13 protein-coding genes are annotated in these 16,103 nt (G+C 57.8%); 5 read left to right on the top strand and 8 right to left on the bottom strand.

Translation table 11 applies throughout. From position 1 onward, the window contains the following. Window positions 1-86: 86 nt before the first annotated feature. Complete coding sequence (locus AAC035_RS00795) at window positions 87-2,666, bottom strand: SLBB domain-containing protein (protein WP_339799012.1); 2,580 nt, start codon at window positions 2,664-2,666, stop codon at window positions 87-89. 202 nt (window positions 2,667-2,868) lie between these two features. Beyond that, window positions 2,869-4,365 (bottom strand): capsule assembly Wzi family protein, encoded by a 1,497-nt coding sequence (locus AAC035_RS00800; RefSeq protein ID WP_339799015.1) that lies wholly within the window; start codon window positions 4,363-4,365, stop codon window positions 2,869-2,871. Window positions 4,366-4,856: 491 nt separating this feature from the next. On the opposite strand from AAC035_RS00800, the gene rfaH reads away from it, so the two are divergent. Next, window positions 4,857-5,330 (top strand): transcription/translation regulatory transformer protein RfaH, encoded by a 474-nt coding sequence (rfaH, locus tag AAC035_RS00805; RefSeq protein ID WP_339799018.1) that lies wholly within the window; start codon window positions 4,857-4,859, stop codon window positions 5,328-5,330. Between the two features lie 290 nt (window positions 5,331-5,620). Here rfaH and cysQ read toward each other — a convergent pair whose 3' ends face one another. Next, on the bottom strand, window positions 5,621-6,385 hold the full coding sequence (gene cysQ / locus AAC035_RS00810; protein WP_339799021.1) for a 3'(2'),5'-bisphosphate nucleotidase CysQ: 765 nt from the start codon (window positions 6,383-6,385) through the stop codon (window positions 5,621-5,623). Window positions 6,386-6,484: 99 nt separating this feature from the next. Between cysQ and AAC035_RS00815 the strand changes: the two genes are divergently transcribed. Next, entirely contained in the window at window positions 6,485-7,846 is a 1,362-nt protein-coding gene (locus AAC035_RS00815; RefSeq protein ID WP_339799023.1) for an MBL fold metallo-hydrolase, read from the top strand. A gap of 5 nt (window positions 7,847-7,851) precedes the next feature. On the opposite strand, the gene AAC035_RS00820 is transcribed toward AAC035_RS00815, so the two are convergent. Genes AAC035_RS00820 through AAC035_RS00830 form a run of 3 tightly spaced genes read right to left on the bottom strand, consistent with a single transcriptional unit; the run spans window position 7,852 to window position 11,990 of the window. Further along, a complete protein-coding gene (locus AAC035_RS00820; protein WP_339799027.1) occupies window positions 7,852-9,000 on the bottom strand; it encodes a polysaccharide pyruvyl transferase family protein in 1,149 nt (382 codons plus the stop codon). A gap of 1 nt (window position 9,001) precedes the next feature. Next, window positions 9,002-10,492: a Coenzyme F420 hydrogenase/dehydrogenase, beta subunit C-terminal domain gene (locus AAC035_RS00825; protein WP_339799030.1), complete on the bottom strand. Its 1,491-nt coding sequence runs from the start codon at window positions 10,490-10,492 to the stop codon at window positions 9,002-9,004. Then, window positions 10,470-11,990: a lipopolysaccharide biosynthesis protein gene (locus AAC035_RS00830; RefSeq protein ID WP_339799033.1), complete on the bottom strand. Its 1,521-nt coding sequence runs from the start codon at window positions 11,988-11,990 to the stop codon at window positions 10,470-10,472. Before AAC035_RS00830 ends, AAC035_RS00825 begins: the two co-directional genes overlap by 23 nt. A gap of 433 nt (window positions 11,991-12,423) precedes the next feature. On the opposite strand from AAC035_RS00830, the gene AAC035_RS00835 reads away from it, so the two are divergent. The 3 genes from AAC035_RS00835 to AAC035_RS00845 all read left to right on the top strand — a co-directional run bounded on the left by AAC035_RS00835 (window position 12,424) and on the right by AAC035_RS00845 (window position 14,969). After that, a complete protein-coding gene (locus tag AAC035_RS00835) occupies window positions 12,424-13,422 on the top strand; it encodes a hypothetical protein (RefSeq protein ID WP_339799035.1) in 999 nt (332 codons plus the stop codon). Continuing rightward, window positions 13,422-13,781 (top strand): hypothetical protein, encoded by a 360-nt coding sequence (locus AAC035_RS00840; protein ID WP_339799038.1) that lies wholly within the window; start codon window positions 13,422-13,424, stop codon window positions 13,779-13,781. Before AAC035_RS00835 ends, AAC035_RS00840 begins: the two co-directional genes overlap by 1 nt. A 246-nt stretch (window positions 13,782-14,027) precedes the next feature. Continuing rightward, entirely contained in the window at window positions 14,028-14,969 is a 942-nt protein-coding gene (locus tag AAC035_RS00845) for an FkbM family methyltransferase (RefSeq protein ID WP_339799041.1), read from the top strand. Between the two features lie 32 nt (window positions 14,970-15,001). Here AAC035_RS00845 and AAC035_RS00850 read toward each other — a convergent pair whose 3' ends face one another. Together AAC035_RS00850 and AAC035_RS00855 are read right to left on the bottom strand one after the other, a co-directional pair. Then, on the bottom strand, window positions 15,002-15,304 hold the full coding sequence (locus tag AAC035_RS00850) for a hypothetical protein (protein WP_339799044.1): 303 nt from the start codon (window positions 15,302-15,304) through the stop codon (window positions 15,002-15,004). A gap of 18 nt (window positions 15,305-15,322) precedes the next feature. Beyond that, window positions 15,323-16,054, bottom strand: a complete 732-nt coding sequence (locus tag AAC035_RS00855; RefSeq protein WP_339799047.1) for an ABC transporter ATP-binding protein — start codon at window positions 16,052-16,054, stop codon at window positions 15,323-15,325. Window positions 16,055-16,103 lie beyond the last annotated feature (49 nt).

A 16,103-nucleotide genomic window follows, 5' to 3' on the forward strand; every position in this document is an offset into this window, starting at 1 on the left:
ATTTGAGGCCTCCCGTTACCAACACCATTTTTATTTTTGGTTTTTACTTCCGCGTCCTTCAGCGGATTCCGCGGCTAACCAGGCTGTTAGAGGTTACCCACCGCAGCGGCGCCCAGGGCCATCTGGTAGATGATCTGGCTGACGTTGCTCCAGAGTTCCAGCTGGTTCAGGCGATCTACATCTATAGGCACGATGACGGTATCGCCCGGCTCCAGAACCTGGCTGCGGCCGCCAAACCAGCGGCTTTGTTTGGGTAGCATCACGCTGCCGTCGGCTTTAACCACGTACACCCGGCTCGTATCCGCCTGGCGGGTGGGGCCGCCGCTGCGCTCCAGGTAGTCATCCACGCTCAGGCCGCCCTGGTGCAGGTGGCTGGTGGGGAACTGTACTTCGCCGAACACGCTGACAGACTGGGGTATGGTGGGTATGGACAACACATCGCCGTTCTGCAGGCGGATGCTCTGGTAGTTGTCGTCGTCAATCGCGGCGGCAAGATCGATAACCAGCCTGCCCACGGGGCGGCTGCTCTGGACGTCCTGCAGTAATTTCTCCACCTGCTGAACGCGGTCTGCATTCTGGCCACTGAAGTTGTCACCTTCAAGTTGTACGCCCAGCAGGTCACCTTGTAACCGCTCCTCTGCTTCCCGTAGGCGCTGGGCTTCCAGCTCTCTCAGTTTTTCGCGGCTGAAGATGGCACCTCTTGGAAACGCATTATCGGTCATGCCGCCGGCACGCTCGATAACTTGCCGCAGGGTTTCACCGTCACGGAAGGTGTATTCACCGGGGTAGCGCACTTCCCCATCCAGCGTCACGGTGCGGGTGCGGGCAAATTCCGGGATAGATTTCACCAGCAGGCGATCACGGCTTTCCAGCTGAGTGGTACTGTTACCGGCCAGGATATCCGCCAGGTTCAGTTCCAGGATCTTGGTCTGACCGATGCCCTGGTCATCGGTACTGAACCGGGCCAGTTCGGCCACGTACAGCGATGCTGAATCCCTCAGGCCACCGGCGACGAATATGGCGTCGGCAATTTCACGGCTGGCTGGCAACGGGTATTCACCGGGGTAACGCACCGGGCCGCTGATTCGAATTGTCTGCTGGGGCGCGCCGGGGCGAGCCTGGGATTTCAGCCGCTGCAGCACCGGGGCGAGCAGTTCATCACGGGTAAACGAATCCGGGTCTTCCCGGTTGGTGTGGGAGTAATAACGGGTGTCCTGCTGACCATTTCCGTTCTCGCCGTTCTCGCCGTTCTCGGTTTCTTCCGTGAACAGTTTGCCTTCGTCCGAGAAGAACAGCAGGCGATCGCGCTCCTGCAGCACCAGGTCGTATTCTCCGCCCGGCTGGTTGATAGCCTCCCGCAACCGCAGGTTCAGTACCGACACACTGTCGTCTTCCGGATCTACCCGAACCACAGCGGCGTAGCGCTTGTCGGCAATGGGCAGCAGATCGCTGTCCAGGTTGCGAATCACCGAACTTACCCGCATACCCGGCACCCAGGCAAAGCGGCCCGGGCGGGTGGCGGCGCCTTTGATTTCAACGTACTGGCCGGTGATGTCGGAAATGGAGGCCACATTCACCCGGTCACCAGGCTGCACCCGGGCGTTCTGGCCGGGGCCGGAGGTCATATCGGCTTCGGTGATAATGCGAAGGAAGTCTTCGTTGGTACGCTCGATGCGGGCCCGCTGGGGATAGGCCTGGGGGGTCAGCCCACCAGCCAGGTTGACCAGCTGCTGCAGACTGGTAGTGCCTTTCAGTTCGTACAGGGCCGGGCGGTAGACTTCGCCCTCGATGCCGACACGCTGGCCAACCGGTGGAATGAAAATAACGTCACCCGGCTGCAGGCGGGTGTCGCCGGAGCTGTCACCCTTTAGCAGCAGGTCGTAAAGATCCAGCTCGCCAATCAGTTTACCGTCACGCTTGTGCTGCAAACGGCGCAGCGATCCGTTCTGTTTGATACCGCCGGACACGTACAGGGCATTGGTGATAGTGGACAGGGAACTGACGGTATAGGAACCCGGGTTACGGGCCTCGCCCAGCACAAACACCCGCATGCTGCGCAGTTCACCCAGGGAGACCGCCGCTTGTACACCAATGTACTGCTCGCTGACCATTCTGCTGATCTGTTCTCTGGCTTCTGCAAACTTCAGCCCAGCCACGGTGACTGGTCCGCGGTTGGGAAAGCTGATGGTGCCGTCACGGGACACCGGCAGTTCCAGCTGCTGATTTTCATTACCCCATAACTGAACCCGTACAACGTCCCCTGGCCCCAGGGTGTATTCCGCGGGAATGGGGATTTCCGTCACCGGCGCAAAGGTGGTCGGGCTGCCGGCAAACAGGTCGTAGCCAAAAGGCCGCAGACCGCGATTCTTGCGCAGCTCTTCGTCGTCCTTTTCCCTCGCCTCCCGGGCGGCTTCGCGGTCGTCATCAGAGATGGCGTCAACTGGCTCTACCACGTTCACATTCTGTGGCCGTTGCTGCCGGGAAGTACCAGCGGCAGCGCCAGGTAAGTTATCCAAGTCTACGCCGTACTGGCGCGCCAGGGCTTCCTGTTGGGCACGGGGCAAGGACTGGAACTGTTCCATCTGTGCCTGGCTGATGGACTGGGCGGTAACCGCCAGGGGCATCAGGGCGGCCAGGGTGATGAGGAGTTTCTGTTTCAGATTCACGGGTGCTTGGGTCCAGTTATTTTAAATGATTTTGTTAGCCGCGGAATCCGCGGAAGTACGCGGAAAAAGGAAAAACGGTAAAACAGGAAAAATTTCATTCGAAATGACTCAGGTAAATCCCGAGCTGATTTTGCCTTTAACCCACGTTTATTCTTCCGTGTTTTCTTCCGCGCTTTCCGCGTCTTCCGCGGCAAATTAGTTCTTAAAAGCGATAACGCCAGCTAGCCCCCAACGACCACTGGTCTTTTTTACCGCTGATGGTTTCTATTTCGGCATCGGTGATCTGGGCGTTGATATCCAGCCAGCCATTGAACAGCTGTCTGCCATAGCTGAGGTTGGCTATGGCCACTTCCTGGCTGCCTTGCGGCACCTGGTAGAAGACGTCATTCGTGGTGACAACGGTGCTGTTGCTGCCGTCGATGTTGAGGTCGGCCAGGGTCAGGCTGGCGCCCAGGTTGCTGCCGTTGGGGAAGAAGTTGTAGCCACCCAGGGTGATGGCCTCAGCATCGCCTTCGATGCTGGCGGCCATGTTGCGGCCGTAGTAACGATAACCTGTGCGGTAGCGGCTGTGTTCGTAGCTGATGTTGGGCATGGCGTCGCCCATGAAGTCATCCGCTACTGTGTTGGCGTATTCTGCAAACCACTGCTGATCGCTGGCTCCAAAACTGCTGGTCCAGTCGGTGCCGAACAGCCAGGATTTGCGCCCCGGGAAGGCACCGGCTTCGTCCTCACCCATCATTTGCCCGTATACGCTCATTGACTGGGCGCCAACGGCAAAGCCGTAACGGAAGTCAATGCTACCAAGCTGGTTGCCGGGATCGTCTTCTTCCAACTGGCCGTTGTCACGACCGATCAGCGCGTTCCAGAAGGTAGAACCGTTTTCCGGGCGACCTTCGCCGCCCAGCATGATTGCGCGGGAAAACCCGATATCCAGGCCATCAATAGGCCGGAAGGTGCCCCGCATGCCGATCAGTTTTGCATCCGGGACCGCACGGTCACCCTCATACTGACCGAGAAATGCCGTGAACTGCCAGGGTCCGATCCAGCTGAGCCAGGGGGTCTCGAACGCTACCGGGTCTTTGCGATTGGCCCATATCACCGGCATGGGGCGGGCGTTGTTGGACAGGATCAGGCTGTTGGCCCAGCCCGGCCCCCACCAGCGGTCGATGGCCCCCACACCGAACACGATGTTGGCACCGGTGCCGGCAATATAGGAGCCGTCAGCCCGAAACTCTTCGTCATCTTCCGGGTTCATGGCGTAGGTGGGGGCCAGCCGGGCGGACCAGGCGTCCCCCTGCCATTCAAGGCTGATACCCACTTCGCCACTTTCACGGGGGGCTGACTCAAAGGTGCGCAAGAAAGGAGACTCGGTGGTACCGGCCAGGGAGTACTCCGCCCGAAAGCCGGAGCTGAGCTGGTAGTCCTGCTCGAAGGCCACATAACTACGCGCTGTCGCTACGGCAGAATCCGATCCGGCGGTGCGCTGCGACTGCAGGCCGGAATGCACGCTGGCCCACATCATGGGCCATGTGGTCACTGTGCGATTCAGGTGGCCCCGGTCCGCCAGCTTCTGCACGGCAAAGCGAGCCCGTGGATCACCGGGTTCCAGCCAGGGTGCCGCTGAGAGATTTGCGGTATGCGTTCCTGCAATCAGGCACGCTACCGCCCCACCGACCAGTGTCCAGTGCTTTGAGGGCATAATTCCTTCGTCTTTTCAAGCCAGGGAACGTGAGGCAAAAATGGGGCCCGACGTGATCCCTGTCCGGTTTTTGGTGATTACATGATGAAAGAGTGACGAGATTCTACGTTAAACCGTGGCTGAGGCAAATGGCTATAGGTCTAACCCATGTGTCCGTGTACACCTGTTTTGTTAAAGCTTGTAAAAGTGTCGCTTTAAATATCACATTTGGCCAGAAGTTGAGCGGGATTGTGAATTTCATCCTAAAGCCCTATTGGCATAGGGGGCTACTGTGGGTAGCCTTCGCGGCCTTCCTTGGGCTAAAGATTTTTTGCCACACCCTTCGACTCTTTGTCAGGCTTAGAGCTCAGGACCACGGAAAACTGACACAGAAGATATCAATAGATGAACAAATAGATTGTTAGTTTTTCTAATATTACCGTTTGTCATAAGATCAGGTTGATGTGATTCTTTGTACATTCACATTTTTGTTTATTTTCTATTGAGGCCTTATGTCCTGGTACGCCCTTCAACTCAAGCCTGCTCAGGGTGATCGTGCGCTGGCGAATCTGCAGAATCAGGACGCCCGCTGTTTCTACCCGAAGGTCACCGTGGAGAAAATCCGGGCCGGGAAACGATCGCTGAAGCTGGAGCCCCTGTTCCCGGGCTATCTATTTATCAATATGGAGCAGACCGACCCTTTGTGGGGCAAGCTGCGGTCAACCCGGGGGGTGTTGCGGGTGGTGGCGTTTGCGGGCAAGCCGCTGGCCATTGCCGATGAGGTGATTGATTACATCTACCAGGGTCTGTCCACAGTGGAGGAACAGGGCGGGCTCAGGCAGGGCCAGCCGGTAGAGATTCAGGATGGGCCGTTCAAGGGCGTGGAGGCTATTTTTCAGGCTTATGATGGCGAGGAACGGGCGATTGTGTTGATTAACTTTATGCAGAAGCAGCAGCGGGTTACGGTGCCGCTGAGGAATTTGTAGGTGCGGGGGAAACACCCTTCGACCCTTCGACCCTTCGACCCTTCGACAGGCTCAGGGTCAGGGCGAACGGAAGAACACCCTTCGACAGGCTCAGGGTGAACGGGAAGGAGTGCTTGATATCCGTTCATCCTGAGCTCGACGAAGGGCGACAGGCTCAGGATGAACGGGAGGGTGGGGCGAGATTTCCGTTCATCCTGAGCCTGTCGAAGGATGCCACCACCCAGTACACCCAGCTCACCCTGTCGAAGGGTCGAAGGGTCGAAGGGTCGAAGGGCAGGCCTGACAGTAACCTAGTACCACGCCCCCGAAGCCACAAAGAACGGATTCAGCACATCCTCCTTGCCATACACAAGCGGCGTCCCGTCCATCTGGGTGATCTTGCCGCCAGCCGCCGTCAACACCGCGTGTGCTGCGCCCGTATCCCACTCGCAGGTTGGCCCCAGGCGGGGGTAGATGTCAGCAGCACCTTCGGCAATGCGGCAGAACTTCAGGCTGCTGCCGGCCTGCACCAGTACATGGGCGCCCAGGGCTTCGATAAACTCGCGGGTTTCATCGTTGAGGTGATTCTTGCTGGCTACCACGCGCTTTTCGGCAGGCGGCTCTGTCACGGTCAGCTGACGGATGTTGCCGTCCGGATCCCGCTTCCAGGCCCCCTCACCTACGATTCCCCAGTAGGCTTCGTTCAGGGCCGGCGCGGTTACTACGCCCAGTAACGGCTCGCCGTTCTCAATCAGGGCAATGTTGACGGTGAACTCGCCAGTGCGGTTGGTGAAATCTTTGGTGCCGTCAATCGGGTCTACCAGCCAGAAGCGACTCCAGTTCCGGCGCTGGGCCCAGGGGGCGTTGGCGGACTCTTCGGACAGTATCGGGATATCCGTTGTCAGGGCGGTCAGGCCATCAACGATCACGTGGTGTGAGGCCATGTCCGCAGCGGTAATGGGGCTGCTGTCTTCCTTGGTGTGGACCTCAAAGTCAGTCTGGTAGATTTCCATGACTTGTTTGCCCGCGGTATCCGCGATGGCCAGCACATCGTTAATCAAAGTTTGGTAATTCATGGCGCTTCCGGTTGGTGGCTTATGCTTCAGGTCAATGCAAAGGTTTGTGTTGTGGGCCATAGTAACGGATATCGACGACTGAATCAGGAAGGTATCTGGATGAAACTGCAATTTCTTGGTGGTACAGGAACGGTCACCGGTTCACGGCATTTGCTGAGCGACGACAGCCACCGGTTGCTGGTGGACTGCGGTATGTACCAGGGAGTCAAAAACCTGCGCAAGCGCAACTGGGCGCCCTTTCCGGTGGAACCGAACACCATTAATGCGGTGGTTCTGACCCACGCCCATATTGACCATTCCGGGTATCTGCCGGCCCTGGTGAAGAACGGCTTCAAGGGCAAGATCTATTGCACCAAAGCTACCCACGAGTTGTGCAAGGTGTTGTTGCCGGATGCAGGTTTTCTGCAGGAGGAAGATGCAAAATACGCCTTCCGCAAGAAGTTCTCCAAGCATGAAAAGCCAGAGCCGCTGTTCACGGAAAAGGACGCCCACGAGGCCCTGAAACACTTTGAGTCCGTGCACTACCACGAGACCATCGAGCCGGTGAAAGGCTTCGAAGTGACCTTTACCCCGGCCGGCCATATTCTGGGTTCCTCCTGCGTGCATGTGACTCATAAAGGGCACAACCGTACGGTGGTGTTCTCCGGTGACGTGGGGCGTCAGGACGATGTCATCATGCGCAAGCCGGAACCCATCCAGAAAGCCGATGTGCTGGTGTGTGAGTCCACCTACGGCAACCGCCTGCACCGGGATGTTGATCCGGAAGACGAGCTGTCCGAAATCATCACCCGCACGGCGGGCCGAGGCGGCATTGTGCTGATGCCGGCGTTTGCGGTGGGCCGCGCCCAGATGTTGCTGTACCTGATCCACAAGATGATGGCTCAGGGCAAAATCCCGAAACTGCCGGTGTACCTGAACAGCCCCATGGCGATTCGGGCCACAGAAATCTTTATTCGTCATCACAAGGAGCACAAGCTGAACCAGGCCCAGTGCGAGCTGATTGATGACAAGACCGAATTCGTGCGCACGGTGGAAGAGTCCATTGAGCTGAACACCAAGCGCTTTCCCTGCATTATCGTGTCTGCCAGCGGTATGGCCAGCGGCGGACGGGTGTTGCATCACCTGAAATCGCTGCTGCCCAACCCTCGTAACAGCATTGTGTTTGCCGGTTTCCAGGCCCCTGGAACCCGCGGAGACGCACTGGTGAACGGTGCCGAATCCGTGAAGATTCATGGCGAGTACTGGCCGGTGAAAGCGGAGATCTGCAACGTGGACTCGTTGTCTGCCCACGGTGACTATAAGGAAATTCTGGAATGGCTGGGCCAGGGCAACCTGCAGCCGGAAAAAGTGTACATCACCCATGGCGAAGTCGTGCCGGCGGACGAGATGCGCAAGCACGTGCGGGAGCGATTCGGCTGGGACACCCAGGTGCCGGAGCTGTTTGATGAGGTGGAGATCTAGCGCGTTTAAATCGCAGGCAGATGTCGCGCCAGAAATGCCTGAGCCTCCCGGGCCTTGTTCTGGCGGATGCGGTTTACTTTGTCCCAGTCTATGGCAGCAGCTACCAATTCCGGGGTGACCTGCTGCTGATCACTGATCAGCCGGTCTTCCAGACCAAAGATTTGCAGCAGTGAGTGAAACCGGGACAGCCCCCGCTTGGCATTGCCGACAGCAATAAACGGCTTGTTGAAAATGATGGCGAACACGCAGCCGTGGAAGGAGTCGGTGACAACGAAGGCCGCATCCCGGAACCCTTGCAGCCACTCGCCCACGCCGGGGTACTGACATTGCTGCTGCTGATCAGCCGTTACCTCGGTGAGTGTCTTTTGCGGTTTCACCGAGAACAGACCTTTCTGCAGAATACCTGCCACGTTGCCGGCGATGGCCTGTTTGTCTTCGGCAGGGTCCAGTACGTAGGTCAGAATCTTGCCCTTTTGGGCCGAACTGCCGGCGGGTATTAAACTCTCGTAATCAGCAGCTTCCAGCAGCAAGGTAGGATCCACCACCCATTCGGCATCCACTCCCAGATGCTCCTGGCACAGTAACTGTGCGGACTGCTCCCGTACCGATACGGCATCGAACTTCTTGATAAGTGCCCGGCAGATGTCCGTCTGTTCCGCGCTGAATTCCCAGTCATCCACACCGAAGGAAGCGGCGTAACTGATGCGCCTGGCCGAAGGCTGGCCAGCGGCTTCAACATCGTCCAGAAAATCCAGAAAGAAATTGGTCAGGCTGGGAGAATAGATGGGCCGCCACACCTGATCGCTGCCCACAATCACTGCATCCACCGGGTGTTGCCGGTAGTAATCCCGCAACGTCGCCTCTGAATCGATCCGCTGTGACATGCGAAGTTGCCTGTCCCGGAAATCCGCCAGTTTTTGATAGACAAAAGCTTCCCTTTTGCGGGTCGGGATCGATTTGATGCGGCCCAGTGCATACCGCACGCTGTTGCGGATGTAGGCTTTCACAACGGACTTTTTGGACGTTTCCCGTTTACGGCGATCCAGAGTTTCCACGTCATGGCCCCGGGCCCGCAGGTGAGTCTGAAGCGCATAGGCCTGCAGCAGGCCGCCGTAGTTGTGCCCCAGGGGCTGGGTGAGTATCGAGATTTTCATATCAGGCAAATCCCGGAATGCGTTTTTTCAGGCTGCGGACCAGACGCCCGATCATACGTCGGATACGCTGAAGGGGGCCGCCTTGTCCGACTCTCTGGTACTGGCGGTAAAGCGGTGCCATGGTGTTCAGGTATATTTGCAGATCCCCGCTGTCCAATGCCTGCCGGAACGAGCTGTGGGACAGCTCCCTCATGCGGGTCCGCAGATCCTGCTTTCGCCGCTCCACGCGGGGACCGTAGCCCGGATCAGGTGGCAGGCGTTTGACCGGAACCCAGTCGCCTTTACGCTGCTCCACCGCCAGCCGGTAACCCAGCGCGCCCCGACGATGCCGAAGGCCGGCATCCTGGGAGATGACTGCCTGCTCTATGGGCAGCTCTTCCAGTTCCAGCCGCTGCTCAGCACGGGCATTGGCGATCAGCTCATGAATGCGTTCGCTGCGCACCACGACGATATTGGTGCCGGCGCTGTCCTGCACGTATTGCGGCAGCCAGGCATCCCCCAGCACCACATCGGCGGTTTCTGCAAACACATCGTCACAGAAATCGCAGGCTTTGTACTTGAACGAACCAGCGCCCCAGTCGGTACCAAACAGATTTTTGGTCGGAACGACTTTCTGCTCCGCCTCGCTTGCGGCAAGGGTACTGTATCTACTGGCCGGGGCATCCGGGTTCTTGATCCGAAAATCCACCGTTCTCAGTTCCGCCGGCGGGATGCCCATTTGCCAGGCCAGGCTCTCGGCATAACGCCTGCTTTTCAGGTGACCGCACACCAGCCCGATACAATACTCTATGCGCTCTGCAAGAATCGGTTCCTGGCGCTGCAACAGACGGACACTCCGGATAAAACAGGGCAACCCGACAATCGCATAACGACCAGGCTGGCTGCGCACCTTGCGGATAACATCCGATAGTTCTATGGGGTAGTAGCGGGATTTCGAGCCCTGCTTAAGCTCGGCAAGGGAACTGACGATGGTGTAGGCAAACAGCGGTGAGCCGTCTTTTTTTTCGTCATCTTGCGCCTGGCTGTCGCGGGGCTGAACGTTGATGATGTAATCAACTTTGTTCTGGCCCAGCAACTCATGAAGTACCCAGTTGCTGAAGCCTCCGGAACTGCCCCGTTCCCGGAAATCAGACTCGGTAACGTGGCCCGCGTAACTGCTCCGGTAATAGCCAACGCTTGAATTATGGTCACAGCTATCGCCAAACAGATTGCGACCTATATCATCTTCCGAAGCGGATGTCGGCGAGAACGGGCACACCTCCTGCACGGACGCCGTGGTGGTTGCAAAAACACGGTCTGGCCCTGTGGCGTCGGCTTGTGATTTGGCTGCAGGCTGGTATTGGCCCTGGTCATTAAAGGCCATGGTAAAGGGGCTTTCCTCCAGCGCCGCGCAGGCACCGCAGCCTACGCAATAGCCGTTAGCTATCACGGTATCGGCCAGAGCACCGGCGCCGTTGGTTGCGGGAATGTCAGCTCTTTGAATCGCGCTCATGTTTTCTCTTAAGCAACAGGTTAACGGCCCCGACCATTTCCAGCAGTTCTGACCGCAGCGACTTCATGGTCAGCGCCGTCAGCAGATAGGCTGCGAGGGCTATTGGTGTAAAAATCAGCAAGCCCGCCAGAGGGCTGCCCGGTTCAGCCAGCATCCGCAAACCCACCAGTACGGCCAGTGTCACACCGGCACAAGCCAGGGCTGGCGCCAGGGCCCGGACAAAATCCCTGAGGGATACCGGCAGGTATCGGCTGGCGTAAGCCAGGAATAATGGTAGCCGTATAAACACACCCGAAAGCGCGTAGGCGGCCACCACCCCCATCACGCCCCATACCGAGCCCAATGCCAGCGAAGCGACCAGAATAGCCACTGTAATCAGCTTCCAGCGCAACACTGCCCTGGCATTACCCACGGCGATCAGGGTAATGGCGGTAAACCCGGCCACCGGCTCTACAATGGAAAACAGGGCCAGCATCCGGAAAATGGGCACCGCGCCCTCCCAGCCATCGCCAAGAAACAGCGCCACCAGCCAGTCGGCCATTACCGCCATGGAAATGGTCAGAAACATGCCCAGCAGCGCCACCTTACGCATCAGCGAGACAATGGCACGCCGAAGCCTTGGCGGATCCTCCGCGATTCGTGCCAGCGCCGACTGCATTACATTCATCAGCGGCGGCAACAGCTGGCTAGAGGGTATCTGCGTCAGTGTATTGGCCCGGTTGTACAGCCCGAGAGACTGAGCGCCACCGATAAAACTGATAACAAAGGGCGTCAGATTCATGGCAAAGTAACCGACGGAATTGGCACCGGAAAGATTCAGACCAAACACCAGCAAGGGCCGGACGCCAGAGCCCCGGCTGGCCAGCGACGGCCACCATGCAACCAGCCACCAGCGCATACAGGTCTGGATCAGAATAGTGGTCACCGGCATAACCACAAGTGCCCAGTAGCCAAACCCGAGCCAGGCAGTAGCTACACCCCCGCAGACGCCGATGACCATGGAGGTAACATCGATGGCTGCGATGGCTTTGAACCGCATCTGCCGCCGGAGCAAGGCGTCGTGCTGCACCGACAGGCCGCCAATAATAAAGGCCACGCTCATGGCCAGCATGATGGCCACCAGCCGGGACTCGTCATACATCCAGGCCAGAACCGGTGCCAGGCCTACCGCAAGCAGGCACAACCCGATGCCAAGCGCCACGTTGATCCAGAACAGGTTGGACACCTGGGCGTGGGTAATTTCCGGTCGCTGAATGGTCGCCATGGACAAGCCGCCATCCACAAAGGTGGTCGCCAGCCCGGTAAAAATGGTCACCATGGCAACCAGACCAAAATCGGCGGGCTCCAGCAGACGGGCCAGAATGGTAATGGAAGCAATCTGGAAAAAGAGCTTTACGGCCTGGGCAGAAAGCGTAATACCGGTGCTGCGAACCGCATGGTCTCTGAGACCGACACGCAGGTGTTCCGTGGAAAAGGGATTCCCGTTAGATGACGTCAAGTTGCTACCTTACCTGGCATACCGCTCATTGCTCCTACATCCATGTTGCTGTGCCCCTCCATGTCCACCGTGGTTGGGCGTGACATGACAACCATTACACGACAATTTGCCCTGTGGAGCCAGAACTGACGGGACCAAGGTACTTCCCCGGGCGGGCGGGTCGCAAGAAGGTATTAATGCGACAGGTTGGTTCCGGGTGACTCCGTTCACCCCAGACCGTGCCGTTTCTGGCTGGCCCGCACAGCGATTTTCAACCCCGTTGCCCACTGTCAGATCTTATGGAATACTAATTCAGCTTGTCCGGAATGAAGACGATAGATTTCGTCAGGCGGCATTACCTGCGCCCGGACAAGGACGGCTGTTTCGCATCGGCATCACACTGCCCGGAATGCTGAGCGGCCACTGATTCAAGGAACGAACCCGGAGCCCTCTCGTGCCAGATATTGTCATTCCCCGTTATTCTTCAACACTTAATGACCTTTGCAATCCATCATCTGAATTTGATGCGCTTTCAGCTATGCATCGAGCGCGCATGGGTTGCCAGAGTGTCTCGCGCAATGTTGCTTACTGTCTGGCGCCCGAACCTGCCCCGCAGGATCTTGCCATTACCACCATGCTCAATAACCTGCCGGAGCGGGCGAGAGACAATCTTGCCTGCTGCATCGATCAGCATGGTGACGATACCCTTCGCCTGGCACTTTTTATGGACTGGGTACAGCAGCAAGTGAACCTGGACAATGTAAACACAACAAACGGTATCGCCGGCATTGGCGCAACGATTCTGGGAAATCGCACCAATAGCTTCATGGCAGCCTTGCAGCAGTATCAGGGCGCATTGATTAAACTGAATCAGTTCTCCCGTGTAGGCCGCGGTCCGGCCGCCACGAAAATGCAGCTGCGCAAGAAAGTGAAGATTTCATACGAGCAACTCAACCGCTACTTTCAGCAGGAACTGCACCGCCTGGCCCCCGCTTCACATTTCGGGAAAAACAGGGGAACGGCCATAACCGGCGCAGATCGGGGCATTACATTGGCCGAGCGCCATAAAGGTAGAGGTATTCATATCGCGGACATCCACGAGGGACAGGCTGTTTCAAGATTCTCTCGCAACGTGAGCTATGCAGGGCGCGGCATTATTGCCGTTGACCTGGGTTTTCGGGGCCATAGGGTGTATCAGACCTATCAGGAAAATGGTGAGTGGGAACGGGAGCTTGCGGTTCAGACCGGAGGGTTTGCCGGAGCTTCGGGCGCGGGTTTTATTACCGGCCGTACCGTCGCGCTGACGATGGCCAGAGTTGCGCTAGCGGCGACACCCTGGGGTTGGGCCTTTATGATTGGCTCATCGATTGCTATCGGCGCCATTGCGGCCTATCAGTTAGATGAGCGAGCACAATCGGTAGCTTCACGTGCCTGGGACAGATGGGTTAACTGATGAATGCAGACTGGTTGGCTTATTACGACGCCGCATTTGTCCTTTTGCTGGTCACAATGATGGTCTCATGGGTGATTTTTGGACGGCTATCCATGGCCAGAATCGAGAAGAGCATCATGGCTGAGGGCAAGCCCCGGCCCTGCCCTTGGGATGGTGTAGGCGGAAGGCTGGTCTGGTACGCCTACACGGTCGCGTTGCCGGCCCATTTTTTCAATGAACTCGACGACCGGCAACTGAATACCGCTGACGTGAAACGATACACCACTCGCGCAGACCGCATTCGGGCCTGGGTTTTCATGGTTTCTGGGCATGGTATGGTGATTTTGGGCCTGACAGCGGTGGTTTTTGATATTGGGTGATTTGTCAGTGATGAAATGACCCACTGGATGAGCGATTGGCGCTGAATAAAACGGCTTTGCTTCTTTATGGACTCAGCACGAAACCTCCTCTCCTCAATCCAGTTCAGGACACGGCCAGCTGCTCGATTCCTTTCGCCCACTAATATATGACCACAATCTGAACATTTTTTACGCTGCGCCACTGAGATAGCCTAGTGCCAGGCTTTACCCAAGGAGTACCGCCAACTCAGGGAGGAGACCCTGTTCATGTCAAGCACCCTCGCCATGCAGGATGAACCAGGCAGTAAGAGGGCCCTGCGACAGCTGTTCAGCCTGATTCCTTTTGAAATGAGAATTACCGGCCGCCGCCGGGACCTTGGCATGTACCTCATGGACCGCCTGTACCCGCCACCGACCGGCGGGAATATGGAGATGATGAGCACCAGTGACGGCAAAGAGTTCCTGCTGGACCTGAACGCCTGCAACCAACGTCTGCTCAGTTACTATTACGGCAACCTGCTTCGACACTACCGCACCAGCCCCCTCAACCAGGTGATGCTAGACCTGGCTCACCGCCATAGTCCGCCCGGCACGTTTCTGGACGTGGGCGGTAATCTGGGTCTGTACAGCCTGCTGGCCCGGGACGCCGGCTTTGATACCGTGGTTGTGGAGGCGGAACCCCAGCACGCCGACTTCCTGAGACGACACTCGGATCTCTATCCCACTGTGTTTTCAGTGGCCGTTGGTGATGAGGAAAGCACAGCCCGGTTTTTCGTGTCCGAATCCAATCCCGGTGGCAGTTCCCTGGTTTCGGAAAAGCACGACGCACCTGAAGCAGAGGATCAGAAGCCATCTTTGTATCAGTCCAGCATCGACGTCAAAGTACGGCGACTGGATGCGTTGGTGGCAGAACTGCCCGATCAGGGGGCATCGATACGAATGATCAAGATCGATGTCGAAGGATTCGAAGAGGCCGTAGTCAAAGGTATGACAGCTTTCCTGGAGGCCGGGCACCGGCCCGTAATCTGGTGCGAAGTTCGCGGTCCGGAATCCGATCGCGCACCAGACAGCTACCGGACCGTGTGCGCTAACCTCTCCGCCTTTGGCTATCGCCCGTTCTGGGGCGAGAAACCGGGGCAGCCGGCCTTTGAGGAAGGAGCCACCTCACTGCCCCAGGTGTTCGATCTGTTGTTCAGGGCTGGAGGCTGACGAGGCTGCGGATTATGTGAGCCGGTGTGCTGTCAGGCGCGCATATAAGCCCAGCCCTGCGCCTGCTGACGGGCCAGATATTGCACTGCCGCAGGCACCACCCGCAGCCCTTCCGGAGCGCTGAGTTGTTGCCCGTTCAGGCTGTTACGACAAAGCACCAAAAGTGGCAGGACCGTTTCGTCCTTAATATCAATTGCCGCCGCTACCGCAGGTCCGTTGACAACGATTTCCACGACCGCATCCCCCTCCAGTTTGAGCAGATTGCGAGCATTGTTTTGCGCCCGTTTCAGTGCCTCTGCCGTGGGTGCATGAATAAGCAATTTGATCGGAGCCATGTTCGGGTTCTCTTCAGGTCACAGAGCCTGGGCAATATCATGCGCCAGTTGTTGCAGATCATCGGCATTGCGTTCACGTGGTCGCGACAGTTCTATGCGCCGGTCCATTACGATTCCAGCTGGCGACCCCGCCAGTACAATGACCCGGTCAGCCAGATAGACCGCTTCCTCAATATCATGGGTGATAAACATCACCGCCTTGCGTGTCTTGTCCCAGATCGCCAGCAACTGGTCCTGCAGATGGCGCCGGGTAATGGCATCAACAGCGCTGAAAGGCTCGTCCATCAGCAACAGGTGCGGATGCACCGCCAGCGCGCGGGCGATGCCACCACGCTGGACCTGACCACCGGATAACTGGTGTGGCCAGCGATCTGCCAGGTCCTCAAGGCGCGTCAATTCCAGCACTTCATCAGCGCGCGCCCTTTTCTCCCGCGCGCTCAGTTTCAAACCCTTGAGCCCGTAAACCACATTGCCGCGCAAACGTCTCCAGGGCATCAACCGACCATCCTGAAATACAATGCCCCTCCTCCGACGGGTGTCGTCATGGGGCACACAGAGCTCGATTTCACCGCCGCTGGGCTCCGCAAGACCGGCCACACAGCGCAGCAGCGTTGATTTACCGACGCCGGAGCCACCCACGACGGCGATAAACTCGCCCGCTTCCATCTGAAGGTCCAGCTCGGCAAACACCGGTTGCTCGCTGTTGCCGTAGTAGTAGCTAAGATTGTCTATCTTCAGGATGGGCGCCATTTCAGGACTCCCTTTTCAACCTGCGCAAAGAAAGTATCACTGAGGGTGT

This window comes from uncultured Marinobacter sp., assembly GCF_963974375.1.
Lineage (GTDB): Bacteria > Pseudomonadota > Gammaproteobacteria > Pseudomonadales > Oleiphilaceae > Marinobacter.